This window comes from Micromonospora sp. WMMA1947 (genome assembly GCF_027497355.1).
Taxonomy (GTDB): domain Bacteria; phylum Actinomycetota; class Actinomycetes; order Mycobacteriales; family Micromonosporaceae; genus Micromonospora.
Map to the genome: position 1 here is coordinate 95,389 of NZ_CP114909.1, position 15,735 is coordinate 111,123.

A 15,735-nucleotide genomic window follows, 5' to 3' on the forward strand; every position below is an offset into this window, starting at 1 on the left:
TCGGACAGCGGATCGACAGGACCAGCAGCATCGTGAACCATCTATCCCATGAAGATCCGGCCCGCCGTCGCCCCGCCGACCGCTGAGGACACCGGTCCCGCGCAGCCTCCCGCCGACCCGCCCACGGACGAGCAGCCCTCGGACGAGCGCCCCTCGGACGGCAGACGCCGGTGGCGGCCGAACCCGGAGTGGACGCTGGCGATCCTGGGCAGTCTGCTGCTGGCGGTGGTGCTGACGTGGCCGACGATGCGTCACCCGGCGACCACGATCCCCGGTGACCTGGGCGACCCGACGTTGCAGGCGTGGCAGGTCGCCTGGTCGGGGCACGCGCTGCTCAACGACCCGGCCAACCTCTGGAACTCGAACACGTTCTTTCCGGAGCGCTACACCTACGCCTACAGCGACACGCTGCTCGGGTACGCCCCGTTCGGGATGCTCGGCTCCGGCTTCGAGGCCGCCGTGATCCGCTACAACGTCCTCTACGTGCTGCTGCACGCGCTGGCGTTCCTCGGGGCGTACGCGCTGGCCCGGCAGCTCGGCGCCAACCGCTGGGGCGGTGCGGTCGCCGGGATCGCCTGGGCGTACGCGCCCTGGCGGCTGGCGCACTCGGGCCACCTGAACATCCTGTCCAGCGGCGGGATCGCGCTGGCGCTGGCGATGCTGGCCCGTGGTCACGGCTGGTCGCTGCGCCACGGCTACCGGCCGGAGCGCCGCAAGCCCGGCTGGGCGGTGGCCGGGTGGCTCGTCGCGGCCTGGCAGGTCACGCTCGGCTTCGGCATCGGGCTGCCGCTCGTCTACTTCCTGCTGGCCGCCGTGCTGGTGGCGGCCGGTTGCTACGGCTGGTCCTGGTGGCGCAAGCGGGAGCGGCCCCCGTTCGGCCGGCGGCTGCTGATCGCCGACCTGGCCGGCGGCGCCGTGTTCGGCACCGTGACGCTGCTGCTCGGGCTGGTCTACCTGCGCGTGGTCGACCTCAACCCGCAGGCCGTCCGGTCGCTGGACTGGACCAAGATGTTCTCCCCGCCGCTGATCGGGTTCGTCACCGCGCCCGGCGACTCGTGGTTGTGGGGGGAACGGCACGCCGCCGCCCGCGAGCAGCTGACCTGGCCACCGGAGATGGCGCTGCTGCCCGGCATGACGCTGATCGGGCTGGCCGCGGCGGGGCTGTTCGTCTCGGCGTTCCCGGTGCGGCACCGGGTCGCGCTGGGGCTGGGCGTGGCCGGCACGGTGCTGCTGGGCCTGGGTGCCACGCTCGGCGGGGACGGCGACCCCGGCTACCTGACGTTGTCCAATCTCCTGCCGGGCTGGGACGCGTTGCGTACCCCGGGCCGGATGATGCACTGGACCAGCCTGCTGCTGGCCGTACTGGCGGCCGGGCTGGTGACGGCGCTGGCCGAGTCGTTGCGCCGGCCCGCGGCCGCGCGCGCGTCCCGGGCCGCCGCGGCGCTGGTCCTGCTGGTGCCGCTCGCCCTGGTGACGCTGGAAGGCGTCAACCGCACGCCGCACCCGGTCGTGCCGACACCACCGGCCGCGATGCGGACCGCGCCGGAACCGATGCTGGTGCTTCCCGCCGGCGGGGTGGGCGACCTGAACTACATGCTCTGGTCCACCGACGGGTTCCCCCGGATCACCAACGGGCTCGGCGGTTTCGAGCCGGTCACCCAGGCCCAGACGCGGGTCGCCGTGGCGACGTTCCCCGACGCGGGCAGCGTGGCGTACCTGCGTGGGATCGGCGTGCGGTCGGTCGTCGCGGTGCCGAGCCGCGCGGCGGGGACGCCGTGGGAGGGCATCGAGACCCGGCCGGTCGACGGGCTGGGCATCACCCGGGAGGATGTCGATGGCACGCTTGTCTACCGTCTCTGACACCGGGTACGCCCACCCGGGCGAAGGCCGGGCGGGGTGAGCACCGTGCGGTTGTCGGTGGTGGTGCCCTGCTTCAACGAGGAAGACTCGGTGGAGCGGCTGCACGAGATGCTCAGCGCCGCGTTCGCCGAGCTGCAGGACGTTGACGTCGAGGTGGTGTACGTCGACGACGGCAGCGAGGACGGCACCCTGGCGGCGCTGCGCCGGCTCGCCGCCGCCGATCCGGCCGTCTGCTACACCTCGCTGAGCCGCAACTTCGGCAAGGAGGCGGCCATGCTCGCCGGCCTGCGCCGGGCCACCGGCGACGCGGTCGTCATCATGGACGCCGACCTGCAGCACCCGCCACGGTTGCTGCCCGAGATGGTGATGCTCTACCGCCAGGGGTTCGACCAGGTGATCGCCCGCCGCGACCGGCGTGGTGACCGGTTCATCCGGATGGTCGCCTCGCGCTCCTTCTATCGCCTGGTCAACTGGTGGATAGACGTACGCCTGCTCGACGGCGCCGGTGACTTCCGGTTGCTGTCCCGGCTCGCGGTGAACGCGATCCTGGCGATGCCGGAGTACAACCGCTTCTCCAAGGGCCTGTTCTCCTGGATCGGTTTCCGCACCGCGGTGGTGGCGCACCGCAACGAGACCCGGCAGGCCGGGCGGAGCCGCTGGACGTTCGGCAAGCTGTTCAACTACGCGTTCGACGGCCTGCTGTCGTTCAACAACCGGCCGCTGCGCCTGGCCATCTACGGCGGACTGTTCCTCACGCTCATCGCGGTGGGCTACATGGCCTGGGTCGTCGCGGACGCGGTGGAGAAGGGCATCGACGTGCCCGGCTACACCACCATCATCGTCAGCGTGATCGGCCTCGGCGGCATCCAGATGATGATTCTCGGGGTGATCGGCGAGTACATCGGTCGGATCTACTACGAGACGAAGCGCCGTCCGCACTATCTCGTGCAGGAGACCGAGCGCGTCGTCGACACCCCCGGCCGGGCGTCCCGGATTCCCGAGCAGCGTACGGCCACCGGCGGATCGATGGCCGGCGAAACCGGCTGAGCAACCCCGATCGGTGGGCGCCGATAGGCGCAGAATCGTTCTCTTTTCGCAGGTGGCGGGCGGTTGCTATGGTCGCCCGCGACGTCGGAGACCGGCGCCGAGGAAAGGGTTGCGATGGGGCTGATGGACAAGCTCCGGGGCGAGCTCATCGACATCATCGAGTGGCTGGACGACAGCCGCGACACGATGGTCTGGCGATTCCCCCGGTATCAGAACGAGATCAAGATGGGCGCCCAACTGGTCGTCCGGGAGTCCCAGACGGCGGTGTTCGTCAACGAGGGGAAGATCGCCGACGTCTTCCCGCCCGGGACGTACACGCTGGAGACCCGCAACCTGCCGATCCTGTCCACCCTGAAGGGCTGGAAGTACGGCTTCAACTCGCCGTTCAAGGCCGAGGTGTACTTCGTCAACACCCGGCAGTTCACCGACATGAAGTGGGGCACCCAGAACCCGGTCATCCTGCGCGACGCCGAGTTCGGCGTGGTCCGGGTGCGGGCCTTCGGCGCCTTCGCGGCCCGCGTGGTGGACGCGTCGCGCCTGCTGCGGGAACTGGTCGGCACCGACCCGCAGTTCCGCACCGAGGAGGTGCAGGAATACCTGCGGCAGCTCATGGTGGGGCGCCTCGGCGGCGCGCTCGCCACGGCCGGGGTGCCGCTGCTGGACCTCGCCGCGCACCAGGACGCGATCGGCCGGCGGCTGGCCGCCGTGCTGACCGAGGAACTGGCCGAGGTCGGTATCGCGATCCCCAAGTTCGTCATCGAGAACGTGTCGGTGCCGCCGGAGGTCGAGCAGGCGCTGGACAAGCGGACCAGCATGGGCGCGGTCGGCGACCTGGACCGGTACACCCGCTTCCAGGCCGCCAACGCGATGGAGGCCGCGGCGAACAACCCGGGTGGCGAGGCGGGCGCGGGCATCGGCCTGGGCATGGGCATGGCGATGGGCCAGCAGATGGCCCGGACCATGGGCGGTGGCGCGGCCGCGCAGCCGGCGCCGGCCCAGCCCGCCCCCGCGCAGCCGGCCGCCGCCGAGCCGCCGCCGCTGCCGGGCCAGGCCCAGTGGTACGTGGGCGTCGGCGGCCAGCGCCACGGTCCGTACGACCTCGGCGGGCTGGCCGAGCAGGCGAACGCGGGCGCGCTCGGCGCGGAAACGCTCGTCTGGCGTACCGGGATGGCGCAGTGGCAGCCGGCCGGGCAGGTGCCCGAGCTGGCGTCGGTGCTCGCCAGCGTCCCGCCGCCGCTTCCGCCGCAATGAGCGACACGGCTGTCTCACCGCCCTCCTACCAGTGCGGGGGTTGCGGCGCCCGGGTGGAGTTCGCGCCCGGCACGACCGCGCTGAGCTGCCCGTACTGCGGGCACCGGCAGGAGATCGCCGGTGCCGGCCGGGAGGTGCGCGAGCACGCGTACGCGGATCTGGCGTCGCTGCCCCGCAAGCCGGTGGCGAGCGTCGGGGCGCACACGTTCGTCTGCCCGGGCTGCGGCGCCCGGACGGAGAGCGACGCGCTGGCGCAGCGCTGCCAGTTCTGCGCGACTCCCCTGGTCTCCGACGCCGGGGCGGGTGAGCTGATCGCGCCGGAGGCCGTGCTGCCGTTCGCGGTGGACCGCAACGGTGTGCGGACGGCCCTGGGCCAGTGGTGCCGCAGCCGCTGGTTCGCGCCCGGGAGCCTGAAGAAGATCAGCGAGGCGGAGACGCTGAAGGGCACGTACCTGCCGCACTGGACGTTCGACGCGCGGACCGTGTCGGACTACCAGGGCCAGCGGGGCGAGCACTACTACGTCACCGAGACGTACACGGTGACCGTCGACGGCAAGCAGCAGACGCGGACCCGGCAGGTGCGGCACACCCGGTGGCATCCGGCCGCCGGCACCGTACGCCGGGACTTCGACGACGTGCTGGTGCCCGCCACCACCCACCTGCCCACCGAGCAGTTGGACAAGCTGGCGCCGTGGCCGCTGGCCGAGGCGGCCGCGTACCACGGCGACTACCTGGCCGGATACCAGGCGCTGCGGTACGACACCGAGCCCGAGGCGGGACTGACCGAGGCGAAGGCGCGGATGGCGCCGGTCATCGAGAAGGACTGCCGGTCCGACATCGGCGGTGACGAGCAGCGGGTGTCCGCAGTGGACACCACGTACTCCGACGTGTCGTACAAGCTGGTCCTGCTGCCGGTGTGGATCGCCGCGTACCTGCACGCCGGCCGCTCGTACCAGGTTCTGGTGAACGCGCGCACCGGTGAGGTCATCGGCGAGCGGCCGTACAGCGCCGCGAAGATCGCGGCGGCGGTGTTCGCCGCGCTGGTGCTCGTCGCCGTGGTGGTGGCGTTCATGATGAGCCGTTAGCGTCGCCGCGCCGTCGAACGCCACGGGCCACCGGTATCCGTCACCGGTGGCCCGTGCGCGTCGCGCCAGGAGACTGACCGAGCGGCCGATTCGCCGCCGCGCCGATCCGCCGCAGAGTGAGGGAACGACCACCGGCCGAGCGGCGAAGGGCAGCCCCGATGGACTCACTGCGCAAGACGTCGCTGGTCGCGGGCGGGTTCTACCTGCTCACCTTCGTCTCGATCCCGACCCTCACGCTGTACGCCCCGGTACGCGAGGCGGACTACATCCTCGGCACCACGCCGGACACCCCGGTCGTCGTCGGCGGCGTCCTGGAGGTGATCGTCGCCCTCGCCTGCATCGGCACCGCGGTCGCGCTGTACCCGGTGCTCAGGCGGCAGGGCGAGGCGCGGGCGCTGGGCTTCGTCGCCGCCCGCGTGCTGGAGGCCGCCGGCATCTTCATCGGCGTCGCGAGCATCCTGACCCTGGTCGCCCTGCGGCGTGCCGGCGCCGAACCGGACGCGCTGGTCACCGGCCGGACGCTCGTCGCCTTCTACGACTCGGTGTTCCTGCTCAGCCAGGCGCTCCTCCCGGCCGTGAACGCCCTGCTGCTGGGCACCCTGCTCTACCAGTCCCGCCTCGTACCGCGCGTGCTGCCGCTGCTCGGGCTCGTCGGCGCGCCACTGCTCGTCGCCTCCGACCTCGGCACCCTGTTCGGCGCCTGGGACCGGCTGTCTCCGGTGGCGGCGGTCGCCGCGCTGCCCATCGCGGTGTGGGAGTTCTCGCTCGGCGTCTACCTGGTCGTCAAGGGCTTCCGGCCCTCCCCCGTGACGGCCGGCGCGGTCGAGCCCCGCCCGGTCCAGGACGCCACCGTCTGAGCCGGGTCAGGCCCGCGCGCCGCCGTCGACCCGCAGCACCGTGCCGGTGACGAAGGAGGCGCGGTCGCTGAGCAGCCACGCGGCGGCCTGGGCGATCTCGTCCGGTTCGGCGGCCCGGCGCAACGGGCTGGCGGCGGCGAGCCGGTCGATGATGCCGGGCGACTCCGCGTCCCAGGAGCGCATCATCTCGGTGAGCGTGCTGCCCGGGGCGATCGCGTTGACGCGGATGCCCTCCGGCCCGTAGGTGATCGCCGCGGACTCGGTGAGGCTGTTCACCGCCCGCTTCATCGCCCCGTACGCGGGCAGCGCGGGGTTGCCCATCAGGCTGCCGACGCTGGAGTTGTTCACGATCGCGCCGGTGCCGGCGGTGGCCCGGATCGCGGCGACCTCGGCGACCATGGCGAGCCACGGCCCCTTGAGGTTGACGGTGTAGATGTGGTCGAAGTCCTCTTCGCGTACCCGGTCCATCGGTCCGGGCGGCACGATCGTCGCGCCGTTGTTGAAGGCGACGTCGAGGCGGCCGTACACCTCGACCGTGCGGTCCACGGCGGCGCGCACGCTCGCCGCGTCGGCCAGGTCGCAGAGCACGTACTCGGCGGTGCCGCCCGCGGCCCGGACCTGCTCGGTGACCGCCTTCAACTGCTCCTCGGTCCGGGCGGCGAGCAGCACCCGGGCGCCCTCGGCGGCGAACAGCCGGGCCGCCGCGGCGCCGATGCCGCGCCCGGCGCCGGTGATGAAGGCGACCTTGCCTGCGAGCAGGCCCTCAGTGTTCCGTGTGGTGTCCATGCGGCAAGCCTGCGTGCGGTCGCCGAGCCCATCCAGGCACCGGCGGTACCTGGTTACGCTTCGCGGCACGCGGGCACACTGGGGTCGTGGACCGACGTGAGCTGGCAGTGTTCCTGCGCAGCAGGCGGGAGCGGATCGCCCCGGCCGACGTGGGCCTGCCCGCCGGGCAGCGCCGCCGCACGCCGGGGCTGCGCCGCGAGGAGGCGGCGCGGCTGGCGTTCATCTCGACCGAGTACTACACCCGGCTGGAACAGGGGCGGGGTCCGCGTCCGTCGCGGGAGGTGCTGGCCGGGCTGGCCCGCGCGCTGCGGCTGTCCGACGCAGAACGCGACCACCTCCACCACCTGGCCGGGGAGTCGCCCGCGCCGCCGCCCGGGCCACCCCGGGAGGTACGCCAGAGCGTGCTGGACCTGCTGCACCGGCTGCCGCAGGCGGCGGCGTTCGTGACCTCGGCGACGTTCGAGGTGATCGCCTGGAACGACCTCGCGGCGGCCCTCATGGAGGACTTCTCCGCGGTGCCCCGGCGGGACCGCAACCTGGTCCGCCGGGCCTTCCTCGGCCCGCACCTGATGTACGGCGTGTCGGACGCGAGCGAGTTCGCCCGCCACTCGGTCGGGCGGCTGCGCGCCGCCGCGGCCCGCTATCCGGACGACCCGGAGATGGCCGCGCTGATCGCGGACCTGCTCGCCGGCAGCGAGGAGTTCGCCCGCCTGTGGGCCTCCCACGACGTCGGCGGCGCGCGGACGCTGAGCAAGACGTTCCGGCACCCGCTGGTCGGGCCGGTGACCGTCAACTGCGACGTCCTCGACATCACCGACCGCGACCAGCAGGTGGTCATCTACACCGCCACGCCCGGCTCCCCCTCGGAGGAGGCGCTGCGGCTGCTCTCCGTGATCGGCACCCAGCGGATGACCGTCGAGCACTGACCCGCCCGGCTCGGTGGAACGTCACGGGTGTCGACTGGACGCCGAGACACCCATGACGTCCCACTCGCCGAGGCAACGGGCCGAGCTTGGCGAGAGTGCGGGATGCGCATTCCAAATCGCGGGAAGCGGGAAGATCTTGGTACGAAAGCGCCCCCACAGGGGCCGTTCCGTACCAAGATCTGGCCGCGGGTGGCGGGCGGTGGGTCAGCAGCCGATGCGGGTGGAGCCCATCGCCACGTCGTCGTACCAGAGGGTGTCGGCGCCGCCGCCGTAGCTCTCCCAGCCCAGCTTCAGGTCGGTGAGCTGCGGTCGCCAGGTGCGGTTGTACCACTGGCCGTCGATGTCGTGCGTCGGTACGCCGTCGGCGGTCAGCCCGGTCACGGCGACGCCGTCCAGCCAGGTACGCAGCTGACCGGCGGAACCGTCCACCATGAACTCCAGGCAGGCCCAGCGGTTGGTGGGCAGCGGCACGCTCTGCGCCACCCCGGCCGGGCTCTGCTCGGGCAGCGTGGCGTCGTCGGACGCGCGGTTCCACTGCAGCGCGCCGTTCTGGCCGCCGAGCCGCAGATCCCGGTTCCCGTCGGCGGCGTCAGCCATCGTGATCATCGTGGTGTGGTCGGTGGGCTGAGCGGTGGTGTGCCGCACCCAGATCCGGGCGTACCTGATGCTGCCGAGGCCGCTGAGATTCTTCGTGGTGCGGACGAAGACGTGGTTGCAGTACCCGGCGGCGCCGTTGATCCGTACCGCGCGGCTGCCGCTGTGCGTGGTGGTCGTGTCGATGGTGGCCGTGCCGGCACCGGAGCAGTCCGGGCTCACCACGCTCCAGTCACCCGACGGCGTCGGACCGGTCTGGTTCTCGAAGCCGTCGCAGAGCACCGCCCCCGCGCACCCGCTCGGCGGCGGGGTGGTCGGCGGCGGCGTCGTGGGAGGCGGCGTCGTGGGCGGCGGGGTGGTCGGAGGGGCCGTCGTGGGCGGCGCGGTCGTGGGCGGCGGCGCCGTCGTCGGCACCGTCGTGGTGGGCGGCGGCGTGGTGGGCGGCGGCGTGGTCGGGCCGGCGCCGTTGCACGGTACGCCGTTCAGGCTGAACCCGGTCGGCGCGCCGCCGGCGGTGCCGTACGTGCCCTGCACGCCGAACTCGGTCGAGCCGCCGGCCGGAATGGTGCCGTTGTACGACACGTTGCGGGCGGTCACCGTCGACCCGGACTGGCTGACCGTGGCGTTCCAGCCGTTCGTGACGCGCTCGTCACCGGCGTACGTCCAGGTGACGGTCCAGCCGGAGACGGCTGTGTCGCCCGGTGACACCTTGATGTTCGCGGTGAACCCGCCGGGCCACTGGTTGGGGGTGTAGTCGACCCGGCAGCCCTGTGCGGCTGCGGCCGGGCCGGTGAGCAGGGCCGTACCGGCCGCGGTGACGGCGGCCAGCGCGGCGACGGCCGCCACGAGCGGGCGGGCGCGGAGAATCGTCATGGGAAGTCCTTCGGCGTCGGACAGGGCGCAGCGGCGCGCGTCCTCGTCGGACGCGGCGGTGCGCGAGGGTGCGGCGCGGCGGTGCGCCACGGTGAGTGGTCGCTGCGTACGACCGATGTGCCCGGCTCGAAGGTGGCCCGGTCAGCCGCCGAGGTCCGGTTCTCGCGGACCTCGGCGACGCCCGAGCTCAATCTATTTACCGCCGCCTATCCAATCAAGGTCTGCGCCCGTACGGATGCCCCGTCAGCCGGCTCGGCACCCGCGCCGCCCAACCGTGGTTGCCAGCCGTCGCGATAGCGCAACCCGCCGGGTCGCAGCCGGATCCGGTCGTGGGGCGCACCGGGGACCGGTTCGGTCCGGATCGTCTCCGGCCGGTCCACGACGACGCAGACCTCCTCCCCCGGCCACCACCAGCCGCAGGAGCGGGCCAGGTCGGCCCAGGTGTCGAGGTGTCCGGACTCGTCCGGCCCGTACCGGGCGAGACCGAGCCGGCGCAGCACGTCGTAGTAGGCGATCCAGGACGCGTCCTGCTGCCCGTACCAGCACACCGGCACCGGGCCGTCGCTCGCGAGCGCCGCACGCACCGGCAGGTAGAACCCGTGCGCGAGACTCCGGTGAAGTGCCCGGCGGACGCCCTGGTGCAGCACGACCGCGAGCGGTACGCCGCTGTCGAGAGCCCGGAGCGGCGCCAGCTCGGGCCAGGGCTCCTTGGCCTTACCGGTACGCGCGGGGGACAGCTCGGGATCGGTGTGCGCGACGCCCGCGCTGAGCACGCCCCGGAGCTGGGAGACGACCATGGCGATGTCGCTCGCCGGCATCGGCGTCCGGGGCGGCCGTACCGCCCGGACGCGCTCGTGCAGCTGGTCGAGGGTGGGCCAGCCGCTGACCAGAGAAAGTGCCTTGGCCGGCGAGTCGACCCATTCGAACCGGGGCCGGGGCCGCGACGCCCTCGCGTAGACGGCGGTCAGGCAGCGCTCGGCGGTCGGCCGGTCGGCCGTCTGTGTGGACAGGGCGTGGTCGAGCCATTCCTGGCGGATCCGGACTGCCTGCTGCCACAGATCGTGCGGGATCTTCGCGGCGTCGTCGCGCCGCGTGGGGGCGCTCATCGCGCCGGGGCGTCGCCGCCCTTCCGGTAGGAGATCATGCAACGACTCTGACCCACGTCGCGGCACCGCTCAAGCGAATTCCGGTTCTTCTCGGTCATCCGCTCGTGGCCCATAGTGGTGCGTCCCGGCCATATAGTGACCCTCGTGGACAGTGACCGTCTGACCCGCTCCCCTGTCGTCACCGCGCAGATGCTCATCCGCCGGCCCGCCGCCGAGGTCTTCGAAGCGTTCGCCGATCCGGCGGTGACCACGAGGTTCTGGTTCACCAGGAGCAGCGGCCGGCTGGAACCCGGCGCCACCGTCACCTGGGACTGGGAGATGTACGGCGTCTCCACCGTCGTGACAGTGAAGGACGTGGAGGAGAACCGCCGCATCCTGGTCGAGTGGGATCCCGAGTCCCCCACCCGGGTCGAGTGGCGATTCCTGCCCGGTGACGGCGACACCACGCTGGTCCGGGTCACCGAGAGCGGCTTCGCCGGCACCGCCGACCAGGCCGTCAGTAAGGCGATCGACTCGATGGGCGGGTTCACCATGGTGCTCTGCGCCTGCAAGGCGCTGCTGGAGCAGGGTGTGCTGCTGAACGCGGTCGGAGACGCCCACCCGTCCGGATTCGAGGACTGACCCGCCCGCCACCGGCTCGGCGGTCCGGTCAGGCGCCGGCGACCGGCACCGGCGCGAACAGGGGTGGCGCCGGATCGGCTGCCCGGATCGCGGTCACGAGCTGGGCCAACTGCGGGTAGTCGTCGCGGGCCGCGCGGAGCAGGTGGTCCGCGTCGGCGTGGTTGCCGAGGTACGACTCGGCGGCCGCGCGCAGGAGAAGCGCGACGGCGCAGAGGTCGCGCGGTTCGGCATCTGGGCGAACGTCGAGAAGCAGCTGTCGCGCGTCCCCGGGTCGCTGGTCGAGCAGGTGAGCCAGGCCCGTCACGATCCGGGCGGACAACGCGCCTGGCTGCGGCCGGACGGCGATCCGGGCGAGTTCCGAGATCTCCCGCACGTCCCGGCGTGCCACGGGCGCGCCGGCCACCACCGCGGCGTACAGGTACCACAACCCGAACTGGACGCTCAGCACCTGGCCGATCGCGGCGGCGGGATCGGTGCGGCCCGCGCGAGCCAGCGCCGCGAGCCGCTCGGCCTCGGTGACCAGTTCTGCCGACCGGGTGGGCGCCGCCATCAGTCTCTGCTGGTAGGCGGCGAGGGCCAGGAGCGGGTCGTCGCCGGAGCGGGCCTGAATCCCGAGCCGGTGGACGTCACCACCCACTCGGGCAACCGCCCGCACCGCCCTGACCACCTCCTCCTGGTAGTAACCCGCCCGCAGCCCGTCACGGGCGGCTGCCGGAGCCCGGAGCCAGCGGAGCAGGTTCTGACCGTCACTGCAGGTCGAACGCCCCGGAAGGAGGTTGGTCAGGCCGAGCAGCGCCCCGACGAACGCGGCGCCGAGCAACGTCAACCGCGTCAACGCCGTACCGGTGGACGTCGACACGACGACGAGTGCCGTCGCGGCGCACAGGTTGGCCAGCGGGCCCCCGGCGTAGAACAGCACCATCCGCAGCGGCAACGCCATCGTCGACGGTGAAGGCCGGACCGACACCTCGTTGCGCCAGCCGTTGAAGGGCGCGACACGGACCGCGACGACCGGCAGGCGCAGCAGCTTCGCCGCGACGAGGTGGCCGCCCTCGTGCAGCACGAGGTGCAGCCACAGCGACACGCAGGTGACGCCGGCGGCGGCGATCGCACCCGTCACGGACTCGGTGACGAGCAGCGCGAACGCCGTCGTCTCCACCGCCAGGAGGAGCGGCACGGCGAGCAGCCGACGACGGAGCTTCACCAGGAGAGGGTACGGCCGGGATGCCGAGCAGCGTGCCCCTCGGCTGATCGGCCCACGGGCCGAACCCCTGAAATCGGATGCCGGGCCCCGGCCATGATCAGCACAATGGAGGCGTCCACCGGGATCGGGAGGTGATCGGCATGCCAGAGAGGCGTTAGTCCCGCGCACGGTGCGCGGGCGGCCGGAGGGCGGTCGTCACATGGCCCGTACCGACATCCACCGACCCGAGCGGGTGCAGCGGCGGGATCCGTACCTGCGCCACTGGTTCACCGACATCCACCGGCACGACTCCGGCCCGTGCGACCTGGCAGAGTTCCTCGCCTCGCCGAGGCGGATCCGTACCCGCTGCCACCGCGAGGTGTCGCCGCAGGCGCCGAACCTCTGCGGCTGCCGGCTCTGCACCTTCCAGGCGTACCGCAGGCTCGGCCGCCGCCAGGAACGCGTCGCCTGGCGTTCGATCCGCCGGTGCGTCCTCGCCGAGTACCGGGGCGGCGAGCGCGATCTCGACGTGCCCCCGATCCGTGGGAAGGCGTGGTAGCCACACGCTTGACCACCGATGAGTTCACCCGCCCTGGCTGGTCTGACCCGGTGTATCCGATCGGATGCGGAGAACCGGCAGACCGCCAGGAGGGACGAGAACCATGACCGTCGTCGACACCACTCCCCCGCCCGTCGCCCGTGGGCTGAACCGCACGTTGTGGGTGCTCCAGGGCTTCCTCGGCGTCTTCTTCATCGTCGCCTCGGCCGCTCCCAAGCTGTTCGGCGAGACGAACACGGTCCAGACCTTCGAGGACATGGGCGCCGCGCCCTGGTTCCGGTATTTCGTCGGCCTGGTGGAACTGGCCGGTGGCATCGGGCTGCTGGTGCCGCGGCTGGCGGGTCTGGCCGCCGTCGGGCTCGCGCTGCTCATGGTCGGCGCCGCGATCACCCAGGCGTTCATCCTGGACGGCGGCGCGCTGGTGCTCACCCCCGTGGTGTTGTTCGTGCTGTTCGTGTTCATCGCGTGGGGCCGCCGCCACTCGATCACCCGGCTCCTCGGACGCTGAACCGGGGGTGCGCCGGCCGAGCCGTCAGGGCGTCCAGCGCACCCCCGGGTTCACCCGCCCGTACCAGTCGAAGAGGGCCATGTTGTCCCACCCGTTCCCGGTGCCGTTGATGTTCGCCGGGTCCCAGCCGTTGCCGGGGACGGCGTACCAGGTGGGTTCCCAGTAGAAGACCCCGATGGCGCCGGCGTTGCGGGCGGTGTTCTGGACCCAGTCGAACTGCTGGGCCTGTCCGGCCCAGGTCGCGCTGATGCCGTCGCAGGTGGCGTCGCCGGCGATGACGTTCGGCTGGCCGTCCGCGTCGGCCCGGGTGAAGGGGTACGCGGTCTCCACGATCACCACCGGCTTCCCGTAGCGGTTCCGCAGGTCGACGATGTTGTTGTAGAGGTTCGCCAGGCTGCCGTGCCACACGCAGTAGTACGACAGGGCGGTCATGTCCCACTGCACACCCTGGGCGCGGATGCCGTCGTAGAACCACCTGGCGTTGGCGTTGCTGTCCGCGTTCGCGGTGTGGATCATGACGGGGATACCGCCGCCGCACGCCTTCACCGCGTTGTAGCCCTGCTTCAGCAGCCCGGCCAGCGGGGCGAAGTCGTTGTTCACGACCTTGCCCTCGTTCCACAGCATCCCGACGTTGATCTCGTTACCGATCTGCACGCTGTCCGGCAGGGTGCCCTGCCCCCGCAGGGCGGCGCAGACGTCGTAGGTGAAGGTGTACACGTCGTTGCGCAGCTGACTGAGGCTGTGCCCGGCCCAGGCGGCCGGCTTGTACTGCTTGCCGGGGTCGGCCCAGGTGTCGGAGTAGTGGAAGTCGATCAGCACCTTGAGGCCCTTGGCCTTCGCGACGCGTGCCTGGGCCAGCACCTTGCTCTTGTTGTTGTAGCCGCTGGCCGGGTTGTTCCAGACGCGCAGCCGGACGTAGTTGGCGCCGGCGGACCGGAGGATGTCCAGCGGATCGCGGGCGACCCCGCCGGCGTCGTAGTACTTCGCCCCCAGGTCCAGGCTGCGCTGCAACGAGGAGACGTCCGCGCCCCGCATGACGAGCGTGTTCGCGGCGGCGACGGGCGCCGGCGTACCCCCGATCGTGGTGGTGAGGGCGAGGACGACGGCCGTGACGGCCCCGGCCAGGGTCCGGCGGCGGCGATGCGGTGTGCTCACGGGATTCCCTCTCAGCCGACAGTGCAGGGCGCGCCGTTGAGCGAGAACGCGGTCGGCGGCGCGTCGCTGGCGCCCCACCGGCCCTGGAAGCCGAAGGTCGCGGATCCGTCCGGCGCGATGACCCGGTTCCAGTCGACGTTGCGGGCGGTCACCGTGGCGCCGGTCTGCCCTACTGTGGCGTTCCAGGCGTTGGTGACCTGCTGGTCGCCGGGGAATCCGAACGTGACGATCCAGCCGTCGACCGGCGCCGTCCCGGTGTTCTGGACCGTCACCGCGGCGACGAAACCGCCGGGCCACTCGGACTGGTTCCGGTAGGTCACCCGGCAGGTCGAGGGCGGCGGTGGCGGCGGAGTGGACGTCGTGGGCGCGGCGACCGTGTTGGAGGCGATCGACACGTTGCCGGCGGCGTCCCGGGCCCGCACGTAGTACAGGGTGCGCAGCGGCGTCGACGGGGGCAGCGGCCCGGTGTACGTGGTCCCCGGCACGGTGGCGACGAGCGTCGAGGTGAACCAGCCGTCGAACCGGTAGATGTTGTACCCGAGCACGCCGACGTTGTCCGTCGACGGCGCCCAGGACAGCGTGGCGGCGGAGCCGGGCACCTCGCTGACCGTGAGGTTCTGCGGCGCGCTCGGCGGGGTGGTGTCCGGGCCGGTGTCGGTCACCGGAGTAACCACCTTCAGCTCGTCGGTGGCGGGCGAACGGCGGCCGTCGCCGTCGCGGGCCGACACCCGGAACGAGTACTGCTGGCCCGGCTGGATGTAGTTGGTGATCGTCACGGTGGTGACGTCGCCGAGGCTGACGCTGTAGATCACGTCGCTGAAAGCCTGGTAGTAGGTGATGTCGTACCCGACGACGGGGCAGCAGCCGCGCGTGGCGGCCGTCCAGGTGAGGGTGACCGACGTGGTCCGCACCTGGGTGGCGGCCAGGTTCGTGGGCGCGCTCGGCGGGAACGGCGTGGTGCTGGGCGGGTCGGGCGTCCTGGGCGTCGACGTGGGCGTCACAGTCCCGGTCGGGTCCGCGAGGGGCACCGCGGCGCCGCCGGGCGCCGGTGCGGCAGCGGGGTACGCGGTGCCGGCGCCGGCCGACGGCGCGGCGCTCAGGGCGGTGACCAGTACCGCGGCCGACAGCACGGCGGCCGGCAGACCCGGCCGCAGGCGGCGGAACAGCGAGGACGACGAGACGGCAGCCATACGTCGACGATGCCGTCAACACATCGATGATCGCCAACGTGTCCCACACCTCGGTCGGCACGGCAGCCTCTCGCGAGGTACGACTCCTGCCTGATTCGTCGTTTTGCGCCGCCTATCTGATGGATCAGACACAA

General features: G+C 72.3%; 15 protein-coding genes. 9 read left to right on the forward strand and 6 right to left on the reverse strand.

Going from position 1 to position 15,735, the window contains the following annotated elements:
- Window positions 1-48 precede the first annotated feature (48 nt).
- From O7604_RS00460 to O7604_RS00480, 5 genes are all read left to right on the forward strand, one after another.
- Entirely contained in the window at window positions 49-1,860 is a 1,812-nt protein-coding gene (locus O7604_RS00460) for a hypothetical protein (RefSeq protein ID WP_281578519.1), read from the forward strand.
- A 36-nt stretch (window positions 1,861-1,896) separates the two neighbouring features.
- Window positions 1,897-2,907 (forward strand): glycosyltransferase family 2 protein, encoded by a 1,011-nt coding sequence (locus tag O7604_RS00465; protein ID WP_281578520.1) that lies wholly within the window; start codon window positions 1,897-1,899, stop codon window positions 2,905-2,907.
- A 114-nt stretch (window positions 2,908-3,021) separates the two neighbouring features.
- Window positions 3,022-4,158, forward strand: coding sequence for an SPFH domain-containing protein (locus tag O7604_RS00470; RefSeq protein ID WP_348650997.1), 1,137 nt, complete (start codon window positions 3,022-3,024; stop codon window positions 4,156-4,158).
- Complete coding sequence (locus tag O7604_RS00475) at window positions 4,155-5,243, forward strand: hypothetical protein (RefSeq protein ID WP_281578522.1); 1,089 nt, start codon at window positions 4,155-4,157, stop codon at window positions 5,241-5,243. Before O7604_RS00470 ends, O7604_RS00475 begins: the two co-directional genes overlap by 4 nt.
- Window positions 5,244-5,401: 158 nt before the next feature.
- On the forward strand, window positions 5,402-6,100 hold the full coding sequence (locus O7604_RS00480) for a DUF4386 domain-containing protein (RefSeq protein WP_281578523.1): 699 nt from the start codon (window positions 5,402-5,404) through the stop codon (window positions 6,098-6,100).
- Window positions 6,101-6,106: 6 nt separating this feature from the next.
- On the opposite strand, the gene O7604_RS00485 is transcribed toward O7604_RS00480, so the two are convergent.
- Entirely contained in the window at window positions 6,107-6,886 is a 780-nt protein-coding gene (locus tag O7604_RS00485) for a glucose 1-dehydrogenase (protein ID WP_269700919.1), read from the reverse strand.
- 86 nt (window positions 6,887-6,972) lie between these two features.
- Between O7604_RS00485 and O7604_RS00490 the strand changes: the two genes are divergently transcribed.
- Entirely contained in the window at window positions 6,973-7,812 is an 840-nt protein-coding gene (locus tag O7604_RS00490) for a helix-turn-helix transcriptional regulator (protein ID WP_269700920.1), read from the forward strand.
- A gap of 204 nt (window positions 7,813-8,016) precedes the next feature.
- Here O7604_RS00490 and O7604_RS00495 read toward each other — a convergent pair whose 3' ends face one another.
- Together O7604_RS00495 and O7604_RS00500 are read right to left on the reverse strand one after the other, a co-directional pair.
- Window positions 8,017-9,279, reverse strand: a complete 1,263-nt coding sequence (locus O7604_RS00495) for a cellulose-binding domain-containing protein (protein ID WP_281578524.1) — start codon at window positions 9,277-9,279, stop codon at window positions 8,017-8,019.
- Between the two features lie 206 nt (window positions 9,280-9,485).
- Window positions 9,486-10,385, reverse strand: a complete 900-nt coding sequence (locus tag O7604_RS00500; RefSeq protein ID WP_281578525.1) for a DUF6745 domain-containing protein — start codon at window positions 10,383-10,385, stop codon at window positions 9,486-9,488.
- Window positions 10,386-10,574: 189 nt separating this feature from the next.
- On the opposite strand from O7604_RS00500, the gene O7604_RS00505 reads away from it, so the two are divergent.
- Window positions 10,575-11,006: an SRPBCC family protein gene (locus O7604_RS00505; RefSeq protein ID WP_348651015.1), complete on the forward strand. Its 432-nt coding sequence runs from the start codon at window positions 10,575-10,577 to the stop codon at window positions 11,004-11,006.
- Between the two features lie 28 nt (window positions 11,007-11,034).
- Here O7604_RS00505 and O7604_RS00510 read toward each other — a convergent pair whose 3' ends face one another.
- Window positions 11,035-12,210 (reverse strand): hypothetical protein, encoded by a 1,176-nt coding sequence (locus tag O7604_RS00510; RefSeq protein WP_281578526.1) that lies wholly within the window; start codon window positions 12,208-12,210, stop codon window positions 11,035-11,037.
- Between the two features lie 199 nt (window positions 12,211-12,409).
- Here O7604_RS00510 and O7604_RS00515 point away from each other — a divergent pair, with 199 nt between their 5' ends.
- Window positions 12,410-12,748 (forward strand): hypothetical protein, encoded by a 339-nt coding sequence (locus O7604_RS00515; protein ID WP_281578527.1) that lies wholly within the window; start codon window positions 12,410-12,412, stop codon window positions 12,746-12,748.
- A 103-nt stretch (window positions 12,749-12,851) separates the two neighbouring features.
- The gene (locus O7604_RS00520) at window positions 12,852-13,256 is read left to right on the forward strand and encodes a DoxX family protein (RefSeq protein WP_281578528.1); all 405 of its coding nucleotides are present in this window, start codon (window positions 12,852-12,854) and stop codon (window positions 13,254-13,256) included.
- A gap of 24 nt (window positions 13,257-13,280) precedes the next feature.
- On the opposite strand, the gene O7604_RS00525 is transcribed toward O7604_RS00520, so the two are convergent.
- Together O7604_RS00525 and O7604_RS00530 are read right to left on the reverse strand one after the other, a co-directional pair.
- Window positions 13,281-14,411, reverse strand: a complete 1,131-nt coding sequence (locus O7604_RS00525; RefSeq protein ID WP_281578529.1) for a glycosyl hydrolase 53 family protein — start codon at window positions 14,409-14,411, stop codon at window positions 13,281-13,283.
- 11 nt (window positions 14,412-14,422) lie between these two features.
- Entirely contained in the window at window positions 14,423-15,601 is a 1,179-nt protein-coding gene (locus O7604_RS00530; RefSeq protein ID WP_281578530.1) for a cellulose binding domain-containing protein, read from the reverse strand.
- Between the last annotated feature and the right edge of the window lie 134 nt (window positions 15,602-15,735).

Excerpts from the sequence above, each read along its gene's own strand:
- O7604_RS00460 (WP_281578519.1), top strand. The coding sequence starts at position 49 with ATGAAGATCCGGCCCGCCGTCGCCCCGCCGACCGCTGAGGACACCGGT.
- O7604_RS00470 (WP_348650997.1), top strand. The coding sequence starts at position 3,022 with ATGGGGCTGATGGACAAGCTCCGGGGCGAGCTCATCGACATCATCGAG.
- O7604_RS00475 (WP_281578522.1), top strand. The coding sequence starts at position 4,155 with ATGAGCGACACGGCTGTCTCACCGCCCTCCTACCAGTGCGGGGGTTGC.
- O7604_RS00480 (WP_281578523.1), top strand. The coding sequence starts at position 5,402 with ATGGACTCACTGCGCAAGACGTCGCTGGTCGCGGGCGGGTTCTACCTG.
- O7604_RS00485 (WP_269700919.1), bottom strand. The coding sequence starts at position 6,886 with ATGGACACCACACGGAACACTGAGGGCCTGCTCGCAGGCAAGGTCGCC.
- O7604_RS00495 (WP_281578524.1), bottom strand. The coding sequence starts at position 9,279 with ATGACGATTCTCCGCGCCCGCCCGCTCGTGGCGGCCGTCGCCGCGCTG.
- O7604_RS00500 (WP_281578525.1), bottom strand. The coding sequence starts at position 10,385 with ATGAGCGCCCCCACGCGGCGCGACGACGCCGCGAAGATCCCGCACGAT.
- O7604_RS00505 (WP_348651015.1), top strand. The coding sequence starts at position 10,575 with ATGCTCATCCGCCGGCCCGCCGCCGAGGTCTTCGAAGCGTTCGCCGAT.
- O7604_RS00515 (WP_281578527.1), top strand. The coding sequence starts at position 12,410 with ATGGCCCGTACCGACATCCACCGACCCGAGCGGGTGCAGCGGCGGGAT.
- O7604_RS00520 (WP_281578528.1), top strand. The coding sequence starts at position 12,852 with ATGACCGTCGTCGACACCACTCCCCCGCCCGTCGCCCGTGGGCTGAAC.
- O7604_RS00530 (WP_281578530.1), bottom strand. The coding sequence starts at position 15,601 with ATGGCTGCCGTCTCGTCGTCCTCGCTGTTCCGCCGCCTGCGGCCGGGT.